We start from the raw sequence: 21,384 nt of genomic DNA, 5'->3' as shown, positions 1-21,384 counted from the left end.
GCTTCGTATTTGCAGATGATTTTTTGTTAGGATTCTAGGGATCGGCCCCCCGGGCTCCAGACCCGGCTTGTACGGGGATGTAATCGAACGTAACGAGCGCCACCGGCCCTCACCGAACAGGTGTTTTTCTGCATGAGCACAACTTTGCTTGTTGTCGACGATGACGACGAGATCCGCGAACTTCTTTGTGATTACCTGACAGATGCCGGCTATAACGTGCTGGCAGCGGCTGACGGCGAGCAGATGCGCGAGCACCTGGCCCGGCACAAGGTTGAGCTGGTGGTGCTGGACCTGATGCTGCCGGGCGAAGATGGCCTGAGCCTGTGCCGCCAGCTGCAAGCCACGCCGGGGCTGGCGGTGATCATGCTGTCGGCCAAGGGCAGCACGCTGGACCGCATCATCGGTCTGGAGGTGGGTGCCGATGACTACCTGGCCAAGCCCTTCGAGCCACGCGAGCTGATCGCCCGGATCAAGGCCGTGCTGCGTCGTCCGCAACGCCTGGATGCGCCCGCCGAAGAGCCGGTAGAAGATGCCCAGCTGTTCGCCGGCTTCCGCCTGGAACACGTGAAACGCCTGCTCACCCGCCCCGATGGCGAGACCCTGACCCTGCCCCGCTCCGACTACCGCGTACTGCGCGAGCTGCTGGAAGCCAACAACCGTGTGGTGTCCCGCGACCAGCTGACGCGCAGTGCGTTCGGCCGCGACCACCTGCCAGACGACCGTTCGGTGGACATGTGCGTCAGCCGCCTGCGCCAGCACCTGCGCCACGCGCCGGCGGGTGCCGCGCAAATTCTCACTATCCGCAACGAAGGCTATTTGCTGAGCATCGCCGCCAACGGGGCCGATGCCTGACATGCGCTGGCTGCGCCGGCTGTGGCCACGCACGTTGTTCGGCCAGTTGCTGCTGATAATGGTCAGCGGCACCGTGCTGATCCAGTTGATGTCCAGCAGCATCTGGTTCGATGTGCGTTTTGCCCAGGTTCTCGAGGCCCCTGTCCGGCTGATTGCCGCACGCAGCGCGCCGTTGATCGCCCAGGCTGACTGCCGTGCCGGTGCATTGCAGGCGCCAGCGCATTACCAAGTGCGTTGCAGCGAAGCCCTGCCCACGCCGGTGCAGGACGAGCGCCGCGGGCGCAGGCGTGTCGAGCTGTTGCTGCACCAGGCCCTCGAGTACGAGTTGGGGCATGCCCAGGACGTGCGCCTGATGAAGGTGCAGCTGACCGACGAACAGGGCCAGCCGATCGTCTGGCGCAGCCTGTTCGGCCTGCGCACGGCCCAGGCGCATCTGCAGTTCGCGGTACCGTTGGCCGATGGGCATTGGCTGACCATCGAGGGCCAGGAACTGCAAGGCTGGAGCGGCGAGTCGGCCTGGGTGCTGATCAGCGATTACCTGTTGCGGGTGTATGCGCTGCGCATCGTCGCGGTATTGCTGGTGTGCCTGATAGCCGTGCGCCTGTGCCTGCGCCCGCTGCGGCGCCTGGCCGATGCCGCGCGCGGCCTGGGCAGCAACCTCGAGCAGCCGCCCTTGGCGCTGGATGGCCCGGAGGAAGTGCGCCAGGCGGCCCAGGCCTTCAACGCCATGCAGCAGCGGCTGATCGCGATGGTCAACGACAAGGCCTACTTCCTGGCCGCCGTGTCCCACGACCTGCGCACCCCGCTGACGCGCATGCGCCTGCGCCTGGAGCGCTTGCCGGACGACGAAAACCGGCAACGCCTGCGGCAGAACATCGCGCAGATGGACAACATGATCGGCCAGGTGCTCGATTACCTGCGCGCGGGGGAGCAGCAGAACTTGCAACAGGTAGACCTGGACCGGCTGGTGGTGCGCCAGTGCGCGGAGCTGGCCACTGCCGAAGAGCCGTTGCCGGTGCATGGCCAGGGGGGCAGCCTGCGGGTCGATGCCCTGCTGCTGCAGCGCTGCCTGCAGAACCTGCTGGTCAATGCGTTGCGTTATGCCAAGGAAGTTTCGGTCACGCTGGAGCAGGCGACCACAGGGGTGTTCATCCATATCGATGACCGCGGCCCGGGGATTGCGCCGAGCCTGCTGGCGACCATCATCGACCCGTTCGTGCGTGGTGAAGGGTCGCGCAACCAGGCGTCCGGGGGGTATGGGCTGGGGTTGAGCATCGCCCAGCGGATTGCTGCCAGCCATGGGGGCGAGTTGCTGCTGGCGAACCGCGAGGGGGGTGGGTTGCGGGTCAGCGTGTTGCTGCCTCGCTAACACTTTTGTGGAGGAGGAACTGTGCCGCCTGTGCTGGCCTCATCGCCGGCAAGCCAGCTCCCACCGGAACTGCGCATGGCTTGAAATCGGTGCGGTCGAGGTGGGAGCAGGCTTGCCGGCGATGAGGCCAGCACAGGCAACACAACCACAATCAGGTAACAGTCTTTTACCGATTACCCAGGTTTTCCCCTCCCCGCCTTTGCCTATCCTATGCCCGGTCATCCTGCCTGCGATGGACCCATGAAACACTCTCTACCCAGCCGCTACGCCTGCCTCGCCCTCTGCCTGCTGTTCACCTTCGCCAGCCTGCCGCTGCTACCCCAGCATGCCTGGCTGTGGCCGTTGACACTGATCACCGCGCTGCTCAGCCTGGTCGGCCTGAACGACCTGCGGCAAAGCCACCACGCCGTGCGCCGCAACTACCCGATCCTGGGCAACATCCGCTACCTGATCGAAACCATCCGCCCGGAGATCCGCCAGTACCTGATCGAGGGCGACGACGACAAGCTGCCGTTCTCCCGCTCGCAGCGCTCGCTGGTCTACGCCCGGGCCAAGAACGAAAGCGCCGAGAAGGCCTTCGGCACCCTCAACGATGCCTACAAGCCCGGCTTCGAGTTCATCAGCCATTCCATGCTGCCAGTGGCCACGCCAGACCCGGCATCGTTCCGCATCGCCATTGGCGGGCCGCAATGCCGCCTGCCCTATTCGGCATCTATCTTCAACATCTCGGCCATGAGCTTCGGCGCCCTCAGCGCCAACGCCATCGCTGCCCTGAACCGCGGTGCACGCATGGGCCGTTTTGCCCATGACACCGGCGAAGGCAGCATCAGCCCGTACCACCGCGAACATGGCGGTGACCTGATCTGGGAAATCGGCAGTGGCTACTTCGGCTGCCGCACCGAGGACGGCCGCTTCGACCCACAGCGATTCGCCGAGCAGGCGCGCTCGCCACAGGTGAAGATGATCGAGATCAAGCTCAGCCAGGGCGCCAAGCCGGGCCACGGCGGCATCCTGCCGGGGCACAAGGTCAGCCCCGAAATTGCCGCAACCCGTGGCGTGCGCGTGGGCGAAGATTGCATCTCGCCAGCGGCGCACAGTGCCTTCCGCACGCCAGTCGAGTTGCTGCAGTTCGTGGCCAGCCTGCGCGAGCTGTCGGGCGGCAAGCCGGTGGGGTTCAAATTCTGCCTGGGCCACCCTTGGGAGTTCATGGGCATTGCCAAGGCCATGCTGGCCACTGGCATCACTCCGGACTTCATCGTCGTCGATGGCAAGGAAGGCGGCACCGGGGCGGCGCCACGCGAGTTCAGCGACAACATGGGCGTGCCGATGCGCGAGGGCCTGATGTTCGTGCACAACACCCTGGTCGGCCTGAACCTGCGCGCCGGCATCCGCATTGGCGCGGCGGGCAAGATCGTCAGCGCCTTCGACATCGCCAGCGTGCTGGCCATCGGGGCGGACTGGGTCAACTCCGCGCGCGGCTTCATGTTCGCCATTGGCTGCATCCAGTCGCAGAGCTGCCATACCAACAAATGCCCGACCGGGGTGGCCACGCAAGACCCGCTGCGCCAGCGCGCCTTGGTGGTGCCGGACAAGGCCGAGCGGGTGGCCAGCTTCCACCGCAACACGCTGCATACGTTGGCCGAAATGTTGGCTGCCGCGGGCCTGGAACACCCTTCGGAACTCAAGCCCAAGCACCTGGCGCGGCGTATCAGCCCTAGCGAAATCGGGCTGTTCTCGGACCTGCACACGTTCCTTAAACCGGGCGAATTGCTCAGTGGCTCGATTGAAAGCGAGTTTTATGCGCGGATGTGGCGGATGGCGCGTAGTGACAGCTTTGGGCCGGAGACTGGGGAGGGAGAGGTGAAGGTTGCTGGGGTGCGGCGCAGGGAAGTGGTGGAGACGGCGTGAAAGCCGGGGGCCGGGTTGCGGCCCTTTCGCGACACAAGGCCGCTCCTACAGAATCGTGTGGGAGCGGCCTTGTGTCGCGATGGGCTGCAAAGCAGCCCCTAGGCCATCAGATCAGGATCAGAAGATGCTGATCGGGTACTCGACGAATACGCGGACTTCGTTGCCGTCGTCGTTGTAACCGTTCTGCTGCACGGCGTTGTTGGTACGCACGAACGAGCTACGCAGCTTGATCGACAGGTCCTTGGCCGGGCCGTCCTGCACCACGTAACGGATCTGGTTGAAGATCTCGCGCTCTTTACCTTCACCGAAGCCCTGCGGGTTGTCGACGTTGCGGGTGTTGATGTTGTCACCCACCACGTAGGCCAGCTTGTAGGTCAGGCCCGGGATGCCGTAGGCACCGAAGTCCAGGCCGTAGCCCAGCTGCCAGGAGCGCTCGTCTTCGGCGTTGAAGTCGGACCAGTACGAGTTGGCCAGGTAGATGGTCGAACCACCGTCACCCACGCCACCCTCGTTCTGGTACCAGCCGTAGTTGTAGCCGGTGCTGCCGGTGCTGCGCTGGTGGGCGATGGTGAACGAGTGCGCACCGAACGCGTAGGTCGCTGCCAGGCTCCAGATGGTGTTGGAGTCGCCGTTGAGTTTGGCGCTCTTGACGAACTTGTTGTCGATGTCCGACTTGTAGCCGTTGAAGTCCAGGGTCAGGGACTGGTCGTTGGCAATCGGGAAGACGTAGTTCAGGCCCAGGTAGTGCTTCTTCATCACGTCTTCGTTGTCGGCGGTGTACAGCGAAGCGGTGAAGTTGTCGGTGAACTTGTAGCTACCACCGAGGACGTTGATCGACTTCAGGCCACCACCGTCACGGCGCTCGGCGCTCTTGCGCGCTTCCTGGGTGAAGCGGCCGGCGTTCAGTTCCAGGCCCTGGATCTCTTTGGAGGTGATCAGGGTACCGGTGAAGCTTTCTGGCAGCAGACGGGCGTCGTCGTACTGCAGCACTGGCAGTGCCGGCATCTGGTCACCGTACTTGAGCACGGTGTTGGAGATGCGGAACTTCACTGCAGCGCCACCACGGGCCAGGTTGTGCGGCGAGTTGGCGTTGCCGTTCTCGTCCTTGAAGTCCGAAGGCTTGAAGAAGTCGACACCGGCGCCACCGTTGTGGCCCTTGCCGCCATCCAGACGCACGGCGTACAGGCCGAATGCATCGACGCCGACACCGACGGTGCCCTGGGTGAAGCCGGAGGAGAAGTTGGCGATGACGCCCTGGCCCCATTCGATCTGGTCGTCGGTGCCGTGCTTCTTGTCACGATTGATGTAGGCGTTACGCAGCAGGACGTTGGCGTGGCTGTCCTCGATGAAGCCTTTGCTGTCGGCCTGATCATTGGCCTGTGCCTGGGTCGCGGCGATCATCGCCAGGGCGACCAGGCTGATCCTGGTTTTCAACATGTTGTTTTCCTTATTTCTTAATCAAAAACGCTCTGCAATATGACGCCAGGAACCAACGCCCCTTCGTAGGTTCGACGCTATGCGGATCCAGACTGGAAGGCCTGCCGGAAATCACACGGCGGCCTCTGGCAGCAGCATGGCCAAGATCATGGCCAGCAGGCGTTGGCCGAATCCTAGCCGTGTGCGATTACAAATGTCAAAAAGTCGTGAAATGCAGGTTGATATAACCAAAATCGCGCGCTTGCCTGGTGCATTTCCATGCAGGTTTGCGCTATCAGCGGACAATTTATCTCGTGTGAGAAATAGCCTTTTGATCGAATGGACAATTTCCTGCGAGGGCTTTCGCAGCACAAGGCTGCTCCTACAGGGAAACGCGGCGCGGTGGAGACCGTAACAAACTGACACAGATGTAATGACAAGCCTTTACAAATACTCAAGCAATAGCAAATAACAAGCATTACCATCCGCATCTCTTTTTCACCTGCTCGATCCGGATGTGCCCATGCTTGTACCCTGCCGTCTTTCACCCCTGACGCTTGGCCTGTCGCTGCTGTTCGGCGCCAGCCTGGCCAGTGCCGCCACCACCACCCTGCCGGAACTGTCGGTAACCGCCGACAGTGAGCGCGAAGAGGACAACCCGCGAGTCAAGGAGGTAAGCACCGCGACCCGCACCTCGACGCCGGTACGCTATGTGCCGCAGGCCATCGACACGGTAAAGACCGTCAACGTGCTGGATTACGGCAGCAACACCCTGGGCAAGGCGCTGGAAGGCATCCCCAACGTCAGCAGCGGTGCCGACACCCGCTTCGACAGCGTGCGCATCCGCGGCTTCGAAGCCAGCAACGACTTCTACCTGGACGGCATTCGCGACGACAGCCAGTACATCCGCGACCTGCATAACATCGAGCGGGTCGAAGTGCTCAAGGGGCCGGCAGCGGTGCTTTATGGCCGTGGCAGCCAGGGCGGTATCGTCAACCGGGTGAGCAAGGCGCCGGAGCACGGCCGCCGTTCGAGCATCGAGGCGCAGGCCGGCAGCGAAGACCTGCGCAGCCTGTATGCCGACCTCAGTGCCGACCCCAGCGACACCGTCAGCCTGCGCCTGAACATGGGCAACCAGGACAACAACAGCTTCCGCGACGGCATCGACGGCAACCGCCAGCTGTTCGCCCCGTCGATCAGCTGGCAGGTCACCCCCGACCTGAACTGGCTGGTGCAATACGAATACAGCCGCTACAACCGCACCCCGGACCGAGGCATCCCCGGGGTCAACGGCCGCCCGGCCGATGTCGGCCGCAGCACCACTTATGGCGACACACAGCGCGACTATATCGACGACCGCGCCCAGTCGCTGCGCTCGCGCCTGAACTATCAGCTGAACGAAACCTGGCAGTTGCGCCATACCCTTGGCCTGTTCAAGCTCGACAGTGAGTTCGACAACACCTACGTCACGGGCTACGACGCCAGCACCGACACCTTGACCCGCCAGCGCTGGCAGCAGGACCTGAACACCAGAAACCTGTTCAACACCCTGGAGGCCGAGGGCGACTTCGACACCTTGGGCCTGGAGCACAAGCTGTTGCTGGGCCTGGAGTTCGGCAACCAGAAGCGCGACCCGGTGCTGTACAAAGCGGTCGACCAGAAACTCCAGGGCCTGGGCAAGCCCGGCCGCAACCAGCAGCTCAATGGCCCAATGACGTTGTTTAGTGACAACCATACCGTGGTCGATAGCCGCGGCCTTTATCTGCAAGACCAGATCCGCCTGAACGATCAGTGGCAGGTTCTTGCCGGTGTACGCTTCGACCAGTTCGACGTGCAGACCACCAACAAGGATGGCGTGCGCGAAACACAGGACAGCAACAGCACCAGCCCACGCTTGGGTGTGGTCTATACACCGTGGCGCGACCATTCGTTCTACGCCTCGTGGAGCAAGACCTTCTCGCCGGTTGGCGGCGGGCTGATCGGCATCACCCCAGGCGCAAAAGGCAACGGTAACGACGCCAAGCCGGAAGAAACCCGTCAGAAGGAAATCGGCGTGAAGAGCGACTGGCTCGACCAGCGCCTGACCACCACCCTGGCCATCTACGAGCTGGAGCTGTACAACCGCCGCACCCGCGACCCGCTTGTCCCGGAAAACATCTTGCTCAGCGGCATGCAGCGTTCGCGCGGTATCGAGCTGACCGCCACCGGCAACATCGTTGGCAACTGGTACGTGCGCGGTGGCATCGGCCTGCAGGACGCGACCATCGTCAAGGACAACAACGGCCAGGAAGGCAACCGTATCAATGACGTGGCCAAGCGCAACGGCAGCCTGTTCGTGACCTGGAAACCGGAACTGGGCTGGTACGCCGAAACCGGCCTGACGTTGGTAGGCGAGCGTTATGCGGACAACCAGAACACCACGGTGCTGCCGGGGTATGGCCGCTGGGATGCACTGGCGGGGTACCGCACGCATGACTGGGATGTGCGGGCGGCGCTGAGCAATATCGCCGACAAGACCTATTACAGCTCGGCAACCAGTGCGGCGCAGATCCAGGTGGGTGACCCGCGTAGCCTGGTGGTGACTGGCAGCTACAGATTCTGATCTTTATTGCCTGTGCCGGCCCCTTCGCGGCTAAAGCCCTCCCACAGGGACCCCACATGTATCGAGCCCAGTGGGGTACCTGTGGGAGCGGCTTTAGCCGCGAAGGGGCCAGCACAGGTTGAAGCAATCGATCAGTGCCACACCGCCATCAGCGCCTGCATTTCTGCTTCGCTGATCAGCCCTTGGGGGTATCGTCCGGCAAGCAGACGTCGTGGGTCGGTCGTCCTGACCCTGATGCTTCCATGGTGTTTCAACCACTTCGCCACAAGTCTGAGCGATTGGTGATTCACTGCCGATGGGCGCAAAGCCGACTCACTTGCTGCATTCATTTCTACACGTACTCCCTGGCCCGTGAGCGGCTAATCTACGTAAGGATTGTTACAGATTCGAGAGCTCAGCATGGCCGAGCTATCTGTCTGAAAAACAATACAAAACATATGCCAGTACAGGCCTGCGGACGGCCCCTGGAAACAAAAAAGCCCGTCATGTGACGGGCCTCTTCATTCACCGTGCGCTCAACGCTTGAACGGCGCCGGCTGCTGCTGTGTCAGGCAGTGGATGTTGCCACCGCCCAACAGCAGCTCACGACCAGGGATCATCACCACCTCGTGGTCGGGGAAAATCTTCGCCAGGATCGCTCTGGCCTCGGCATCTGCCGGGTCGTCGAAGCTAGGCGCAATGATGCCGCCGTTGACGATCAGGAAGTTCACGTACGAGCCGGCCAGGCGCACCGATGGGTCACGCTCCTGGCTGCCTGCCACCTGATCGACCCCGGCGCACTCTTCGGCAGTAGCGAACAGCGGGCCCGGGATCGGCATTTTGTGCACGATGAACTCGCGGCCCTTGGCATCGCGGGTGTTCTTCAGCACCTCCATGGCGGCATGGCAGCGTGCATAGTTGGGGTCGTTGGAATCATCGGTCCAGGCCAGTAACACTTCGCCCGGGCGCACGTAACAGCAGAAGTTGTCGACATGGCCATCGGTCTCGTCGTTGTACAGGCCATCCGGCAACCAGACCAAGGTGTCCACCGCCAGATGATCGCGCAGCACCGCTTCGATCTGCTCGCGGTTCAGGTGCGGGTTGCGGTTGCGATTGAGCAGGCATTCTTCGGTAGTAATCACCGTGCCTTCGCCGTCCACGTGGATCGAGCCGCCCTCGAGCACGAAGCCTTCGGTGTGGTAGCGCTGGCAGCGCTCCATTTCCAGGACCTTGGCCGCCAGCTCCTCGTCACGGTTCCACGGTGCGTACAGGCCGCCGTCGAAGCCGCCCCAGGCATTGAAGCCCCAGTCCACACCACGCACTTCACCCTGGTCGTTGATGACGAAGGTCGGACCGGTGTCACGCACCCAGGCATCGTCATTGCTGATCTCGACCACGCGAATGTTCGGCTGGTCGAGCTGGCGGCGGGCATTCTCGTACTGGCCAGCGGAAACCGCGACGGTTACCGGCTCGAAGCGGGCAATGGCCTTGGCCAGGGTCACATGGGCAGCCTGCGCCGGCTTGCCGCCCAGGCGCCAGTTGTCCGGGCGCTCCGGCCAGACCATCCACACCTGGGTTTGCGGGGCCCACTCGGCGGGCATGTGGAAACCATCGGCACGGGGAGTGGAGTTGAGGGTTTTCATGATTGACCTCTGTGATGGCCCTGAGCCGGACTGTGCTGGGGCGTTTGTCAATTTATAACCGATATATATCGATATTTGAAGCCCGATAATCGGGAAAATCATGAGCGATCAAGGAAATTAAATCGATAAGAATCGATACAACCCCAACCTTGGCCGAGGAGCGAAACGGCACGACATCTACCATAGCCAGCCCTTGTGAATGCCGTTGAAGCCCGAGGCGGAAAAAACGGCCAGACCGGCTAGGGTCAATACATGAGCAGAACGGGCCAGCGAACCGCCATGAACATCATCCCTACCGCGATCCCTGAAGTACTGATCATCGAGCCGAAGGTTTTCGGTGACAGCCGTGGTTTTTTCTTCGAGGCATTCAACGCCCGCGAGTTCGCCCGGCAAACCGGCGTGAAGGCCGAGTTCGTCCAGGACAACCACTCGCGCTCCATCAAGGGTGTCCTGCGTGGCCTGCACTACCAGGTGGAAAACACCCAAGGCAAGCTGGTGCGCGTGGTGCAGGGGGAAATCCGTGATATTGCCGTGGACGTGCGCAAGAGCTCGCCAACCTTCGGCCAATGGGTCGCGGTGCAGCTGTCGGCCGACAATCATCGCCAGTTATGGATTCCACCAGGCTTTGCCCACGGCTTTGCGGTGATGAGCGAGTCGGCCGAGTTCCTCTACAAGACCACCGACTACTACAACCCGGGTGCCGACCGCTGCATCCGCTGGGATGACCCGACGCTGGCCATCGACTGGGGGCTGCAGCAGCCACCGGTGCTGTCGGACAAGGACAAGCTCGGCCTGCCGCTGGCAGAGGCGGAACTGCTACCTTAACTAGCGCATAATTGCGGCAGACTTTTCTGGCGCATTTACGTGATGATTGCAAAACCCACGCCCCCACGCCGTCCCCGCTGGCGCAGCCTGGCCCTGTTGGCCGTGTGCCTGGTCCCGTTATTGTGGCCCCTGCATCACCTGGCCGAACGTTACTACCAGGAAGAACTGGCCTCGCAGAACCGCCAGACCCTCGACCTGTATGTCGCCAACCTGCTCGGTACCCTGCACCGCTATGAAACCCTGCCGCAGATACTCGGCGACCTGCCGGCGCTGCGCGGGGTGCTGGCCGACCCGTTCCGCCTGGAAGCGGTGACCAATGCCAACCGCCTGCTCAAGGACATCGTCCAGCAGACCGGCGCCGAGGTGATGTACCTGATGGACGTCAGCGGCAACACCCTGGCCGCCTCCAACTGGGACAAGCGTGACAGCTTCGTCGGCCGCAACTTCGCCTTCCGCCCGTATTTCAACGAAGCCATGGCCGGCCGCCTGGGGCGCTTCTTTGGCCAGGGCACCACATCGGCCAAGCGCGGTTACTTCTTCGCCGCCGCCGTGCGAGACCGTGAACGCATCGTTGGCGTACTGGTGGTCAAGGTCGACCTCAACCACACCGAAACCTTGTGGGGCCGCACCCCCGAGCAGCTGTTGCTGACCGACCACAATGGCGTGGTCATCCTGACCTCGCGGCCCGACTGGCGCTTCCGCGCGACCCGTGCGCTGACCGAGGCCGAGCGCCAGGCCATCATCGCCATCCAGCCCTACCCGACCCAAGCCCCGCAACCGCTGGTACTCAACCCGGACGCCTGGATCAGCCAGACCCGCGACATCAAGGAAACCGGTTGGCAGGTCAGCATCCTCGCTCCGCGCATGCTGGTCGACCGTTCGGTGCAAACCGTCATGGCCATCGGCGCTGGCACCCTGCTGGTGCTGATACTGCTGGCTGGCCTGGTGATGCAGCGGCGCCGTCACTACATCGACCGCATCGACTTCGAGGCACGCGGCCGCCAGGAACTGGAAAAACGCGTGGCCGAGCGCACCGCCGACCTTGAAGGCCTGAACACCCGGCTCAAGAGCGCCGTACTGGAGCGTGAGAACGCCCAACAGGAGGCCGTGCGCGCCCAGGACGAACTGGTACAGGCCGGCAAGCTGTCGGTGCTCGGCACCATGTCGGCCAGCATCAGTCACGAACTCAACCAGCCGCTGGCCGCCATCCGCAGCTACGCGGAAAACGCCGAGATCCTGCTCGACCACCAGCGAACCGAAGAAGCCCGCGGCAACCTCAAGCTGATTGGCGAGCTGACCGGGCGCATGGCCTCGATCATCGCCCACCTGCGCGCCTTCGCCCGCCGTGACCGCCATGCCCCGGAGAGCGTGGCCCTGCAGCCGGCCCTGGACGACGCCCTGGCGCTGCTGGCCAAGCGCCGCCGGGCAATGGCCGTGGAACTGATCCGCGACCTGCCGGAAGCCACCTTGTGGGTACAGGCCGGCGAGACCCGCCTGCGCCAGGTGCTCGGCAACCTGCTGGCCAATGCCCTCGACGCCCTGACCGAAAAAGCCAACCCGCGCCGCCTGTGGCTAAGTGCCGAACAGCGCGATGACTGCGTCTACCTGTACATTCGCGACAACGGCCCCGGCTTCAGCCGCCAGGCCCTGGAGCACGCCAAGGAGCCGTTCTTCACCACCAAGACCCGCACCCAGGGCCTGGGCCTGGGCCTGGCCATCTGCGAAAGCCTGATGCGTGCCCTGGGCGGTGAACTGCTGCTGGCCAACCACCCGGAAGGTGGCGCACTACTGACCCTGCAGCTGCGTGTGGCCGCGCCTGGCGCTACTTTGCCCAATTCGGAGGACCCCTCGGCATGACCACCGAGACACTGATCGACAGCCGAGCCCAGGTCATCCTGGTCGATGATGACCCGCACTTGCGCCAGGCCCTGAGCCAGACCCTGGACCTGGCCGGGCTCAAGGTGGTCGCCCTGGCCGACGCCCAGGGCCTGGCCGAACGCATCGAGGCCGACTGGCCCGGGGTGGTGGTCAGCGACATCCGCATGCCGGGTATCGATGGCCTGCAGCTGCTGGAACAACTGCACGGCCGTGACAACGAGCTGCCGGTATTGCTGATCACCGGCCACGGTGATGTGCCGCTGGCGGTGCAGGCAATGCGCGCCGGGGCTTATGACTTCCTGGAAAAACCCTTTGCCAGCGACGCCCTGCTGGACAGCGTGCGCCGCGCCCTGGCCCTGCGCCGCCTGGTGCTGGACAACCGCAGCTTGCGCCTGGCCCTGAGCGACCGTCAGCAATTGGCCACCCGCCTGGTGGGCCAGTCGCCGTCCATGCAGCGCCTGCGCGAGCAGATCGGCGCCCTGGCCGGCACCCGCGCCGATGTGCTGATCCTGGGTGAGACCGGTGCCGGCAAAGAGGTGGTGGCCCGCGCCCTGCACGACCTGTCCAGCCGCCGCGACGGGCCGTTCGTGGCGATCAATGCCGGCGCACTGGCCGAGTCGGTGGTCGAAAGCGAGCTGTTCGGCCATGAGCCCGGGGCGTTCACCGGCGCGCAGAAACGCCGCATCGGCAAGTTCGAGTTCGCCAACGGCGGCACACTGTTCCTCGACGAAATCGAGAGCATGAGCCTGGATGTGCAGGTGAAACTGCTGCGCATGCTTCAGGAACGGGTGGTTGAGCGCTTGGGTGGCAACCAGCTGATCCCGCTGGACATCCGCATCATCGCCGCGACCAAGGAGGACCTGCGCCAGTCCGCTGACCAAGGGCGGTTCCGCGCCGATTTGTATTACCGCCTGAACGTGGCGCCGCTGCGTATTCCACCGCTGCGCGAACGCGGCGATGACATCCTGGTGCTTTTCCAGCACTTCGCCGACGCCGCCAGCGAGCGCCATGGTCTGCCGCCACACGCCCTGCAGCCGGCCCAGCGCGCCATGCTGCTGCGTCACGACTGGCCCGGTAACGTACGCGAGCTGCAGAACGCCGCCGAGCGTTTCGCCCTTGGCCTGGAACTGGCTCTGGACGGTCAGGCGCCGCCGGCGGCAATGCCTTCGGTACCGATGCCGAGCGGCAACCTCAGCGAACAGGTCGAGCAGTTCGAGCGCTCGCTGATCGCTGCCGAACTGGCCCAGCCACACAGCTCCATGCGCAGCCTGGCCGAGGCGCTGGGCATCCCCCGCAAAACCTTGCACGACAAGCTGCGCAAGCATGGCTTGAGCTTTGATGGCGGTAGCGGCGGGCATGACGATCAAGAGGACAACCGTTAATGAACACCGATAGCCAGTACCTGCAGACCGTCCTGCACGGCGACATCCCCCTGACCCGCGAAATGGGCCTGGAAGTGCTCGATTGGCAGCAGCACACCCTGCGCCTGCAATTGCCGCTGGCGGCCAACGTCAACCACAAGAGCACCATGTTCGGCGGTAGCCTGTACTGCGCCGCGGTGCTGGTGGGTTGGGGCTGGCTGCACCTGCGCCTGCGCGAGTCGGGTATCGATGACGGGCATATCGTCATCCAGGAAGGGCAGATCAGTTATCCGCTGCCGGTTACCGGGGCGGCGGTGGCGCGCTGTGCGCCGCCGGATGAGAAGACCTGGGAGCGGTTCCTGACCATGTATCAGCGGCGCGGGCGGGCACGGTTGACGCTGGAGACCACGGTGAGCAATGCCGGTAGTGACGAGCCTGCTGTTACCTTCAGCGGCCAATACGTGCTGCACCGCTGACCGCGGGCAAGTACTGATGCCAGTCAGTTAGTGCTGTTGGGTCTGCTGCGCAGCCCATCGCCGGCAAGCCAGCTCCCACAGGTGCAGCGCCATGCTGAAGGTCTGCGCAGTACTTGTGGGAGCTGGCTTGCCGGCGATGGGCCGCAAAGCGGCCCCGGCGATATAGGCGGCGAAGCTGAAGTCCTGAGCTCCAACAGAGTGTGATGATACCCGTCAGATCAGGCTCAGGAAGGCTTCGCGCCAAGCAGCATTTGCCGGCAACGCCAGGAAATGCGGGTTGAGCAACGACTCCCGCGCCGGGTACCGGAACGGCAAGCCGTCCAACCCGATTACCTGGCCACCGGCCCCTTCCACCACGCCCTGCGCCGCCGCGGTATCCCACTGCGAGGTCGGTGCCAGGCGGGGATAGCAATCAGCGCTACCCTCGGCCAACAGGCAGAATTTCAACGAACTGCCGATATTGGCCAGCTCCAGTTCACCCACCGCCGCCCCCAACCCGGCCAACAGCGCTTCCTGTTCCGGGCTGGAATGGCGACGGCTGGCAACCACGGTGAAACGCCCACCTGCCGGCGGCGCGTCGCGAACCTGGATCGGCTGCGGAGCCTCACCCGCTTCCGCACGCCAGGCGCCCAACCCACGCCCACCGAAGTAGCAGCGCCCGTTGGTCGGCATGGATACCACGCCGAACACCACCTCGCCGTTTTCGACCAGGGCGATGTTGACCGTGAACTCCTCGCTGCCGGCGATGAATTCCTTGGTGCCGTCCAGCGGGTCGACCAGCCACCAGCGGCTCCAACCCTGACGCTCGGCCAGCGGAATGTTGCAATCCTCTTCAGACAGCACCGGGATCTGCGGCGCCAGCGCCAGCAGGCCATCGGCAATCACCCGGTGCGCCGCCAGGTCGGCGGCGGTGACCGGCGAATCGTCGGCCTTGTTGGTCACGGCCACATCGGCGCGCCAGAACGGCAAGATCGCTTCGCCCGCCGCAAGGGCCAGCTTGACCACTTCGTGCATCAATTGCAGGTCGTTCATGCTTCCAGCAGCCCCCGCTGAATCAGTAGGTCACGCGCCAGATACAACGCCGCCAAGGCACGCCCCTCGGTGAACTGTGGGTGCATGGCCAGGGCCGAGAGTTCGCGCAGGTTAACCTTGTCGACCCGCATCGGCTCCGGCTCATCGCCCTCCAGGCGCTCCTCGTACAGGTCGCTGGCCAGCACCACCTGGATCTTCTGGCTCATGTAGCCCGGCGACAGCGACAGCTCGGTCAGGTGCTCCAGCTGGCGCGCGCCAAAACCGGCCTCTTCCTTGAGCTCCCGGTCGGCTGCCGCCAGCACGTCCTCGCCCGGCTCGATCAGGCCTTTGGGCAACGACAGCTCGTATTCGTCGGTGCCGCCGCAGTATTCCTCTACCAGCACCGCGTGCTCGGCATCGAGCATGGCCACGATCATCACCGCGCCGTAACCATTACCCCGGCCCACCAGGCGCTCGTAGGTACGCTCGTTGCCATTGCTGAAGCGCAATTGCACGGCTTCGACGCGAAACAGGCGGCTGCTGGCGACGATTTCGCGGCTGAGGACGGTGGGTTTCTGGCGCATGGGGCGGCTCCTTGGCGTGAACGGGTTACTATACCGTGGCTTGCCGACTGATCGAGAGTTTCCCATGCCTGTTCTTCCCTGGTCCGCCATCGATACCGTCCTGCTGGACATGGATGGCACCCTGCTCGACCTGCATTACGACAACCGCTTCTGGCTGGACCACCTGCCCCAGCGCTATGCCGAGCTGCACGGGGTGAGCCGTGCCATGGCGGAAATGGAACTGCAGCCGCTGTTCGAACGCAATGCCGGCACGCTTAACTGGTATTGCCTGGACTTCTGGAGCCGCGAATTGCGGCTGCCGATCCGTGAGCTGAAACAGGAAATCGCCGACCTGATCGCCCTGCGCCCGGATGCCGATACTTTCCTTGCCGCGATCCGCGACGCGGGCAAGCGCGTGGTGATGATCACCAATGCGCACCGGGATTCGCTGTCACTGAAGCTGGAGCGGGTGGAGCTGGCGCCGTACTTCGAACGGCTGATCAGCTCGCATGACTACGGCTACCCGAAGGAAAGCCCGCAGTTCTGGGACGCGTTGCAGGCGGACATCGGCTTTGAACCGGAGCGCAGCCTGTTCATCGATGACACCTTGGCGATTCTGCGCAGTGCGCGACGGTTTGGCGTGGGGCATCTGCTGGCGGTGCGCCAGCCGGATAGCCAGGCAGGGCCGCGGGATACCGAGGAGTTTGCGGCGGTGGAGGATTACCGGGAATTATTGGTAGGCCTGTGAGGGCCCTTTCGCCGGCAAGCCAGCTCCCACATGTACCTCGCAGGCCCTCAGGCCTGTGGTAATCCTGTGGGAGCTGGCTTGCCGGCGATAGGGCCGGTACAGGCTGCAGAGATCAGTCAGGAATACGCAACACCTGCCCCGGATAGATCTTGTCCGGGTGCTTGAGCATCGGTTTATTGGCCTCGAAGATCTTCTGGTATTTGTTGGGGTCGCCATACACCTTCTTCGAAATGGCGCTCAACGTATCACCCTTTTCCACCGTCACGAACCGCGCGGCCTTGGCCACCGGTCCGGTCACGGTGATCTGGTCATCCACACTGGCAACGCCCGCGACGTTACCCGCCGCCAGGATGATCTTCTCCTTCTCCTCCTGGCTGGCCACCTCACCCTTGAGGATGATCGTGTCTCCCTCTACAGTGACCGTGATATTCGGGTTGCCCAGGCCGACACTTTCCACGTGTTTCTTCAGTTGCTCTTCGGCATTGGCATTGCCGGGGGTCAGCAGGTCGATCAACTTCTCGCCCGCTTCCTTGACGAAACTGAACAAGCTCATAACGCTCTCCTTGTTGACGAAACCTCGGACACAGCAGTCTAGGCCAGCTTTTCCCCTGGCGCCCCATGCGACCAATCGACGCGGTCTATCAAGGCATAGACCCTAGCGATTAGACGCCGCCAGCCCGCACGCCTAGGCTTGTGCTATCTGAAAGTTGCCGATAGCCCGATGAACAGTCAGCTCCGATGAACAGCAAGCCTCCGGTCTGCGCGGCCTCATCGCCCTTGACCATGCCCGCCGCCAGCAACACCTACGATTACGTCCAGCTCAACGATGCCAGACGCGACAGCACGCCCCTGGCCGAAGAAGTGGCCCTGGCCATTGCCTACAACGGCCTGAACCAGGCGGTGATGCTGGTCAGCCCCACCGACCTGGAAGACTTCGCCGTCGGCTTCAGTGTCGGCAGCGGCATAGTCGAAGGCACAACGGAAATCTACGACCTGAAACTCTCCGGCAGCGGCTCGGCAATGTACGCCGACCTGGAGATTTCCAGCCGTGCGTTCTGGAACCTGAAAAACCAACGCCGCCAGTTGGCCGGCACCAGTGGTTGCGGCCTGTGCGGGGTCGAAGCGCTGGAGCAGGCACTGCCAGAGCTGGCCAAGCTGCCTGGCGCACCTTTGCCACCCGCGCAATGGTTGGTCGGCCTGCGTGAGCGCATCGATGCCTTCCAGCCCCTCGGCCAACACTGCGGCGCGGTGCATGCGGCGCTGTTCATGGACCGCCACGGCGAACTGCTGCTCGGCCGCGAAGACATCGGCCGGCACAACGCCCTCGACAAGCTGATCGGCGCCTTGCTGCGCCAAGACATCGACAGCCAGGGTGGCCTGGCCATCGTCACCAGCCGCTGCAGCCTGGAGCTGATCCAGAAGGTGCTGCGGGCCGGTATCCAGACCCTGGTCAGCCTGTCGGCGCCCACCGGCCTTGCCCTGCAATGGGCGCGCAAACACAACCTCAACCTTATTCATTTGCCCAAGCACAGCGCACCGCGGGTCTACAGCCCAGCGGCGGAGTCGTAACAGTCGTGACCTCGTACCAACACCTCCCGGACAACGCCCCAGCCTCTCCACCTCGTTACAAGCCCTACCACGGCCCCGCCGGTGGCTGGGGCGCGCTGCGCAGCGTGGCCAAGGCCTGGGTTGGCAGCGATAACGCGCTGAAGAACATTCGCGCGCTGCTCAAGACCAACCAGAACGGCGGCTTCGATTGCCCCGGCTGTGCCTGGGGCGACTCGCCGGAAAGCGGCATGGTCAAGTTCTGCGAGAACGGTGCCAAGGCAGTGAACTGGGAGGCGACCAAGCGCCGCGTCGATGCCGCCTTTTTCGCCCGCTACAGCGTCACTTCGCTGCTGCAGCAGAGCGACTACTGGCTGGAGTACCAGGGGCGCCTGACCGAGCCGATGGTCTATGACGCGTCCAGCGACCGCTACCGGCCGATCAGCTGGGAAGCCGCCTTCACCCTGATCGCTCGCGAGTTGAACAAGCTGGCCAGCCCTGACCAGGCCGAGTTCTACACTTCGGGGCGCGCCAGCAACGAAGCAGCGTACCTGTACCAGCTGTTCGTGCGGGCCTACGGCACCAACAACTTCCCCGACTGCTCGAACATGTGCCACGAGGCCAGCGGCGTGGCCCTGGGGCAAAGCGTCGGGGTCGGCAAGGGCACCGTCACCTTCGACGACTTCGAGCACGCCGACGCGATTTTCGTCTGGGGCCAGAACCCCGGTACCAACCACCCGCGCATGCTCGACCCGCTGCGCGATGCGGTAAAGCGCGGTGCCCAGGTGGTGTGCATCAACCCGCTCAAGGAGCGTGGCCTGGAGCGCTTCCAGCACCCGCAGAACCCGCTGGAGATGCTGACCAACAGCGACCGGCCGACCAACACCGCATTCTTCCGCCCGGCCTTGGGCGGCGACATGGCGCTGCTGCGCGGCATGGCCAAGTTCGTCCTGCAATGGGAACGCGAAGCCCAGGCCAACGGCGAACCGGCAGTCTTCGACCACGCCTTCATCGCCGAACATGGCCATGGCGTCGACGACTACCTGGCGGTAGTGGATGCCACCCCGTGGGAGCACATCCAGACCCAGTCCGGCCTGGCGCTGGCCGACATCGAACTGGCCGCGCGCATGTACTGCCGTGGCAAGCGGGTGATCATGTGCTGGGCGATGGGCATTACCCAGCACCGCCACTCGGTGCCGACCATCCAGGAAATCGTCAACCTGCAGATGCTGCGCGGCAATATCGGCGTGCCAGGCGCAGGACTGTGCCCGGTGCGTGGCCACAGCAACGTGCAGGGTGACCGCACCATGGGCATCAACGAGCGCCCGCCGGTGGCCCTGCTGGACGCCATCGAGCAGCGCTTCGGCTTCCCCGTGCCCCGGCACAACGGCCACAACACCGTCGAGGCGATCCATGCCATGCTCGACGGCCGGGCCAAGGTATTCATCGGCCTGGGCGGCAACTTCGCCCAGGCAACGCCGGACACCGAGCGCACCGCCCAGGCACTGCGCAACTGCGAGCTGACCGTGCACATCAGCACCAAGCTCAACCGCAGCCACCTGGTGCACGGCAAGCAGGCACTGATCCTGCCGTGCCTGGGGCGCACTGACATCGACCTGCAGGCAGAAGGGCCACAGGCGGTAACGGTAGAGGACTCGTTCAGCATGGTCCACGCCTCCAATGGCCAGCTGAAGCCGCTGTCAACGCAGATGCGCTCGGAGCCGGCGGTCATCGCCGGTATCGCCGCCGCCACCCTGGGCAAGAAGCCCGTGGACTGGCACTGGCTGGTGGCTGACTACGACCGTATCCGCGAGCTGATCGGCGACACCATCGCCGGCTTCAGCGGCTTCAACCAGCGCCTGCGCGAGCCGGGCGGTTTCTACCTGGGCAACAGCGCCGCCAGCCGCGAATGGAATACCAGTACCGGCCGCGCGAACTTCAAGGCCAACCTGCTGCCCGACACGCTGCTCGACGAGCGTGTACGGGCCAGCGGCCAGGTGCCAGACCTGATCATGCAGTCAATGCGCTCGCACGATCAGTACAACACCACCATCTACGGCCTGGACGACCGCTACCGTGGCGTGCGTGGCCAGCGCGAGGTGCTGTTCGCCAACGAAGCCGACATCATCCGCCTGGGCTTCCAGCCGGGGCAGCAGGTCGACATCGTGTCGTTGTGGGGGGATGAGCATGTGCGCCGTGTGCACGGCTTCACCCTGCTGGCCTTCGACATCCCGGCCGGGCAGGCGGCGGCGTACTACCCGGAGGTGAACCCGCTGGTGCCGCTGGAGAGCATTGGCGATGGCAGCCATACGCCGACGTCGAAGTTCATTGCCATCAAACTGGAGCGGGCGCGGGACGACGGGCGCATCCTGTAGGAACGGTGTTGGCCTCTTCGCGGGTAAACCCGCTCCCACAGAGGCAACTCAAGGACCGAGAGCGGTGATATCCCTGTGGGAGCGGGTTTACCCGCGAAGAGGCCGGAAGCCCCTGCGCAAAAATCAAAAAAGCCCTGTTCCATAGCGGTTCAGGGCTTCGTCATAAAGGTCTCAGACAGCGAAAAAACGATAAAGTTTCACAGCCGTTACCGTCGTGGTTATGACGACGACCGCCGCCACTGGGACCGCGGCCATCATTACGGCCATCGCAAGCACAAGCGCCACTGGCGCGACTAACGCCTGAGGGCCCTGCCCCGGCAACAAAAGCCCCGCCCCTGCCAGCGGGGCTTTTTTATGCCTGCTGTTCCAGCACTACACCAGACAGGATCACCTGCAGCGTCTCTGGCAATGCCACTGGCCGGCCACTGGCGCGTTCGATGAACACCTGCACCACCGTGCCTGCCGCACACGCCTCCGGCTCCCCTGGGCGGAACAGGGCCAGGCGGTACTCCACCGTGCTGCCCGCCAGGCGCGTCACCCCCAGCCCCACTTCCAGTACATCCGGGAACCCTGGCAGCGCGTAGAAATCCGCCGCCGAACTGACCACGAAGGCCGCCAGCTCGCCGTCACGCAGGTCCAGTTCGGCCTGTTCGACGAGGAACGCTTGGATGGCGGTTTCGAAAAAGCCATGCACGGTGGCACCGGCGACGTGGCCATTCAGGTCATTGTCCTGGGGGCGAGTGAGGATGGGGTGGAAGTGGGAGAAGGCAGTGCGCTGAGGGGATTCGGTCATCTGGCTGGCTCTTGTCTTCGCAATGAATGCTGACAGTGAA

Annotated in this window: 17 protein-coding genes; 11 read left to right on the top strand and 6 right to left on the bottom strand. The window is 63.9% G+C overall.

Annotation, left to right across the window (positions count from 1 at the left end):
- The first annotated feature begins 132 nt into the window (after nucleotides 1–132).
- The 3 genes from GYA95_RS20105 (at nucleotide 133) to GYA95_RS20095 (ending at nucleotide 4,129) form a co-directional block, all read left to right on the top strand.
- Nucleotides 133–852, top strand: a complete 720-nt coding sequence (locus GYA95_RS20105) for a response regulator (protein ID WP_015268622.1) — start codon at nucleotides 133–135, stop codon at nucleotides 850–852.
- 1 nt (nucleotide 853) lies between these two features.
- On the top strand, nucleotides 854–2,221 hold the full coding sequence (locus tag GYA95_RS20100) for an ATP-binding protein (RefSeq protein WP_043936049.1): 1,368 nt from the start codon (nucleotides 854–856) through the stop codon (nucleotides 2,219–2,221).
- Nucleotides 2,222–2,461: 240 nt separating this feature from the next.
- Nucleotides 2,462–4,129, top strand: coding sequence for an FMN-binding glutamate synthase family protein (locus GYA95_RS20095; protein ID WP_015268620.1), 1,668 nt, complete (start codon nucleotides 2,462–2,464; stop codon nucleotides 4,127–4,129).
- 117 nt (nucleotides 4,130–4,246) lie between these two features.
- Here the strand turns inward: GYA95_RS20095 and GYA95_RS20090 are convergent, their stop codons facing one another.
- Complete coding sequence (locus GYA95_RS20090) at nucleotides 4,247–5,566, bottom strand: OprD family porin (RefSeq protein WP_015268619.1); 1,320 nt, start codon at nucleotides 5,564–5,566, stop codon at nucleotides 4,247–4,249.
- A gap of 502 nt (nucleotides 5,567–6,068) precedes the next feature.
- Between GYA95_RS20090 and GYA95_RS20085 the strand changes: the two genes are divergently transcribed.
- Nucleotides 6,069–8,147, top strand: a complete 2,079-nt coding sequence (locus GYA95_RS20085) for a TonB-dependent receptor (protein WP_015268618.1) — start codon at nucleotides 6,069–6,071, stop codon at nucleotides 8,145–8,147.
- Between the two features lie 515 nt (nucleotides 8,148–8,662).
- Here the strand turns inward: GYA95_RS20085 and aguA are convergent.
- A complete protein-coding gene (gene aguA, locus GYA95_RS20080) occupies nucleotides 8,663–9,769 on the bottom strand; it encodes an agmatine deiminase (protein ID WP_015268617.1) in 1,107 nt (368 codons plus the stop codon).
- Between the two features lie 279 nt (nucleotides 9,770–10,048).
- Between aguA and rfbC the strand changes: the two genes are divergently transcribed.
- Genes rfbC through GYA95_RS20060 form a run of 4 tightly spaced genes read left to right on the top strand, consistent with a single transcriptional unit; the run spans nucleotide 10,049 to nucleotide 14,309 of the window.
- Nucleotides 10,049–10,594 carry a dTDP-4-dehydrorhamnose 3,5-epimerase gene (gene rfbC, locus GYA95_RS20075; RefSeq protein ID WP_015268616.1) on the top strand — a complete coding sequence of 182 codons (546 nt, stop codon included), beginning with the start codon at nucleotides 10,049–10,051 and terminating at the stop codon, nucleotides 10,592–10,594.
- A 42-nt stretch (nucleotides 10,595–10,636) separates the two neighbouring features.
- Nucleotides 10,637–12,451: a sensor histidine kinase gene (locus GYA95_RS20070; protein WP_015268615.1), complete on the top strand. Its 1,815-nt coding sequence runs from the start codon at nucleotides 10,637–10,639 to the stop codon at nucleotides 12,449–12,451.
- On the top strand, nucleotides 12,448–13,854 hold the full coding sequence (locus GYA95_RS20065) for a sigma-54-dependent transcriptional regulator (protein WP_015268614.1): 1,407 nt from the start codon (nucleotides 12,448–12,450) through the stop codon (nucleotides 13,852–13,854). Before GYA95_RS20070 ends, GYA95_RS20065 begins: the two co-directional genes overlap by 4 nt.
- Nucleotides 13,854–14,309, top strand: a complete 456-nt coding sequence (locus GYA95_RS20060; protein ID WP_015268613.1) for a thioesterase domain-containing protein — start codon at nucleotides 13,854–13,856, stop codon at nucleotides 14,307–14,309. The genes GYA95_RS20065 and GYA95_RS20060 overlap by 1 nt, the downstream gene beginning before the upstream one ends.
- Nucleotides 14,310–14,522: 213 nt before the next feature.
- Here the strand turns inward: GYA95_RS20060 and cysQ are convergent, their stop codons facing one another.
- Nucleotides 14,523–15,341: a 3'(2'),5'-bisphosphate nucleotidase CysQ gene (gene cysQ / locus GYA95_RS20055; RefSeq protein ID WP_015268612.1), complete on the bottom strand. Its 819-nt coding sequence runs from the start codon at nucleotides 15,339–15,341 to the stop codon at nucleotides 14,523–14,525.
- Nucleotides 15,338–15,904: an ADP compounds hydrolase NudE gene (nudE, locus tag GYA95_RS20050; protein ID WP_015268611.1), complete on the bottom strand. Its 567-nt coding sequence runs from the start codon at nucleotides 15,902–15,904 to the stop codon at nucleotides 15,338–15,340. Before nudE ends, cysQ begins: the two co-directional genes overlap by 4 nt.
- 64 nt (nucleotides 15,905–15,968) lie before the next feature.
- Between nudE and yrfG the strand changes: the two genes are divergently transcribed.
- Nucleotides 15,969–16,631 (top strand): GMP/IMP nucleotidase, encoded by a 663-nt coding sequence (gene yrfG / locus GYA95_RS20045; RefSeq protein ID WP_003257447.1) that lies wholly within the window; start codon nucleotides 15,969–15,971, stop codon nucleotides 16,629–16,631.
- Nucleotides 16,632–16,743: 112 nt separating this feature from the next.
- Here yrfG and lysM read toward each other — a convergent pair whose 3' ends face one another.
- Complete coding sequence (lysM, locus tag GYA95_RS20040) at nucleotides 16,744–17,184, bottom strand: peptidoglycan-binding protein LysM (RefSeq protein ID WP_015268610.1); 441 nt, start codon at nucleotides 17,182–17,184, stop codon at nucleotides 16,744–16,746.
- Between the two features lie 185 nt (nucleotides 17,185–17,369).
- Here lysM and fdhD point away from each other — a divergent pair, with 185 nt between their 5' ends.
- Together fdhD and GYA95_RS20030 are read left to right on the top strand one after the other, a co-directional pair.
- Nucleotides 17,370–18,200 carry a formate dehydrogenase accessory sulfurtransferase FdhD gene (fdhD, locus tag GYA95_RS20035; RefSeq protein WP_015268609.1) on the top strand — a complete coding sequence of 277 codons (831 nt, stop codon included), beginning with the start codon at nucleotides 17,370–17,372 and terminating at the stop codon, nucleotides 18,198–18,200.
- 5 nt (nucleotides 18,201–18,205) lie between these two features.
- Complete coding sequence (locus GYA95_RS20030) at nucleotides 18,206–20,551, top strand: FdhF/YdeP family oxidoreductase (protein ID WP_015268608.1); 2,346 nt, start codon at nucleotides 18,206–18,208, stop codon at nucleotides 20,549–20,551.
- A 352-nt stretch (nucleotides 20,552–20,903) separates the two neighbouring features.
- On the opposite strand, the gene GYA95_RS20025 is transcribed toward GYA95_RS20030, so the two are convergent.
- Complete coding sequence (locus tag GYA95_RS20025) at nucleotides 20,904–21,344, bottom strand: acyl-CoA thioesterase (protein ID WP_015268606.1); 441 nt, start codon at nucleotides 21,342–21,344, stop codon at nucleotides 20,904–20,906.
- Between the last annotated feature and the right edge of the window lie 40 nt (nucleotides 21,345–21,384).

The sequence above is a fragment of the Pseudomonas asiatica genome, from assembly GCF_009932335.1.
Lineage (GTDB): Bacteria > Pseudomonadota > Gammaproteobacteria > Pseudomonadales > Pseudomonadaceae > Aquipseudomonas > Aquipseudomonas asiatica.
Note: the sequence above shows the minus strand (reverse complement) of the source record. Positions and strands in the feature narration are given on the sequence as shown.

Bases quoted from the DNA above. Each gene is read 5' to 3' on its own strand.
- GYA95_RS20105 (WP_015268622.1), top strand. From the start codon at position 133: ATGAGCACAACTTTGCTTGTTGTCGACGATGACGACGAGATCCGCGAA.
- GYA95_RS20100 (WP_043936049.1), top strand. From the start codon at position 854: ATGCGCTGGCTGCGCCGGCTGTGGCCACGCACGTTGTTCGGCCAGTTG.
- GYA95_RS20095 (WP_015268620.1), top strand. From the start codon at position 2,462: ATGAAACACTCTCTACCCAGCCGCTACGCCTGCCTCGCCCTCTGCCTG.
- GYA95_RS20090 (WP_015268619.1), bottom strand. From the start codon at position 5,566: ATGTTGAAAACCAGGATCAGCCTGGTCGCCCTGGCGATGATCGCCGCG.
- GYA95_RS20085 (WP_015268618.1), top strand. From the start codon at position 6,069: ATGCTTGTACCCTGCCGTCTTTCACCCCTGACGCTTGGCCTGTCGCTG.
- aguA (WP_015268617.1), bottom strand. From the start codon at position 9,769: ATGAAAACCCTCAACTCCACTCCCCGTGCCGATGGTTTCCACATGCCC.
- rfbC (WP_015268616.1), top strand. From the start codon at position 10,049: ATGAACATCATCCCTACCGCGATCCCTGAAGTACTGATCATCGAGCCG.
- GYA95_RS20070 (WP_015268615.1), top strand. From the start codon at position 10,637: ATGATTGCAAAACCCACGCCCCCACGCCGTCCCCGCTGGCGCAGCCTG.
- GYA95_RS20065 (WP_015268614.1), top strand. From the start codon at position 12,448: ATGACCACCGAGACACTGATCGACAGCCGAGCCCAGGTCATCCTGGTC.
- GYA95_RS20060 (WP_015268613.1), top strand. From the start codon at position 13,854: ATGAACACCGATAGCCAGTACCTGCAGACCGTCCTGCACGGCGACATC.
- cysQ (WP_015268612.1), bottom strand. From the start codon at position 15,341: ATGAACGACCTGCAATTGATGCACGAAGTGGTCAAGCTGGCCCTTGCG.
- nudE (WP_015268611.1), bottom strand. From the start codon at position 15,904: ATGCGCCAGAAACCCACCGTCCTCAGCCGCGAAATCGTCGCCAGCAGC.
- yrfG (WP_003257447.1), top strand. From the start codon at position 15,969: ATGCCTGTTCTTCCCTGGTCCGCCATCGATACCGTCCTGCTGGACATG.
- lysM (WP_015268610.1), bottom strand. From the start codon at position 17,184: ATGAGCTTGTTCAGTTTCGTCAAGGAAGCGGGCGAGAAGTTGATCGAC.
- fdhD (WP_015268609.1), top strand. From the start codon at position 17,370: ATGAACAGCAAGCCTCCGGTCTGCGCGGCCTCATCGCCCTTGACCATG.
- GYA95_RS20025 (WP_015268606.1), bottom strand. From the start codon at position 21,344: ATGACCGAATCCCCTCAGCGCACTGCCTTCTCCCACTTCCACCCCATC.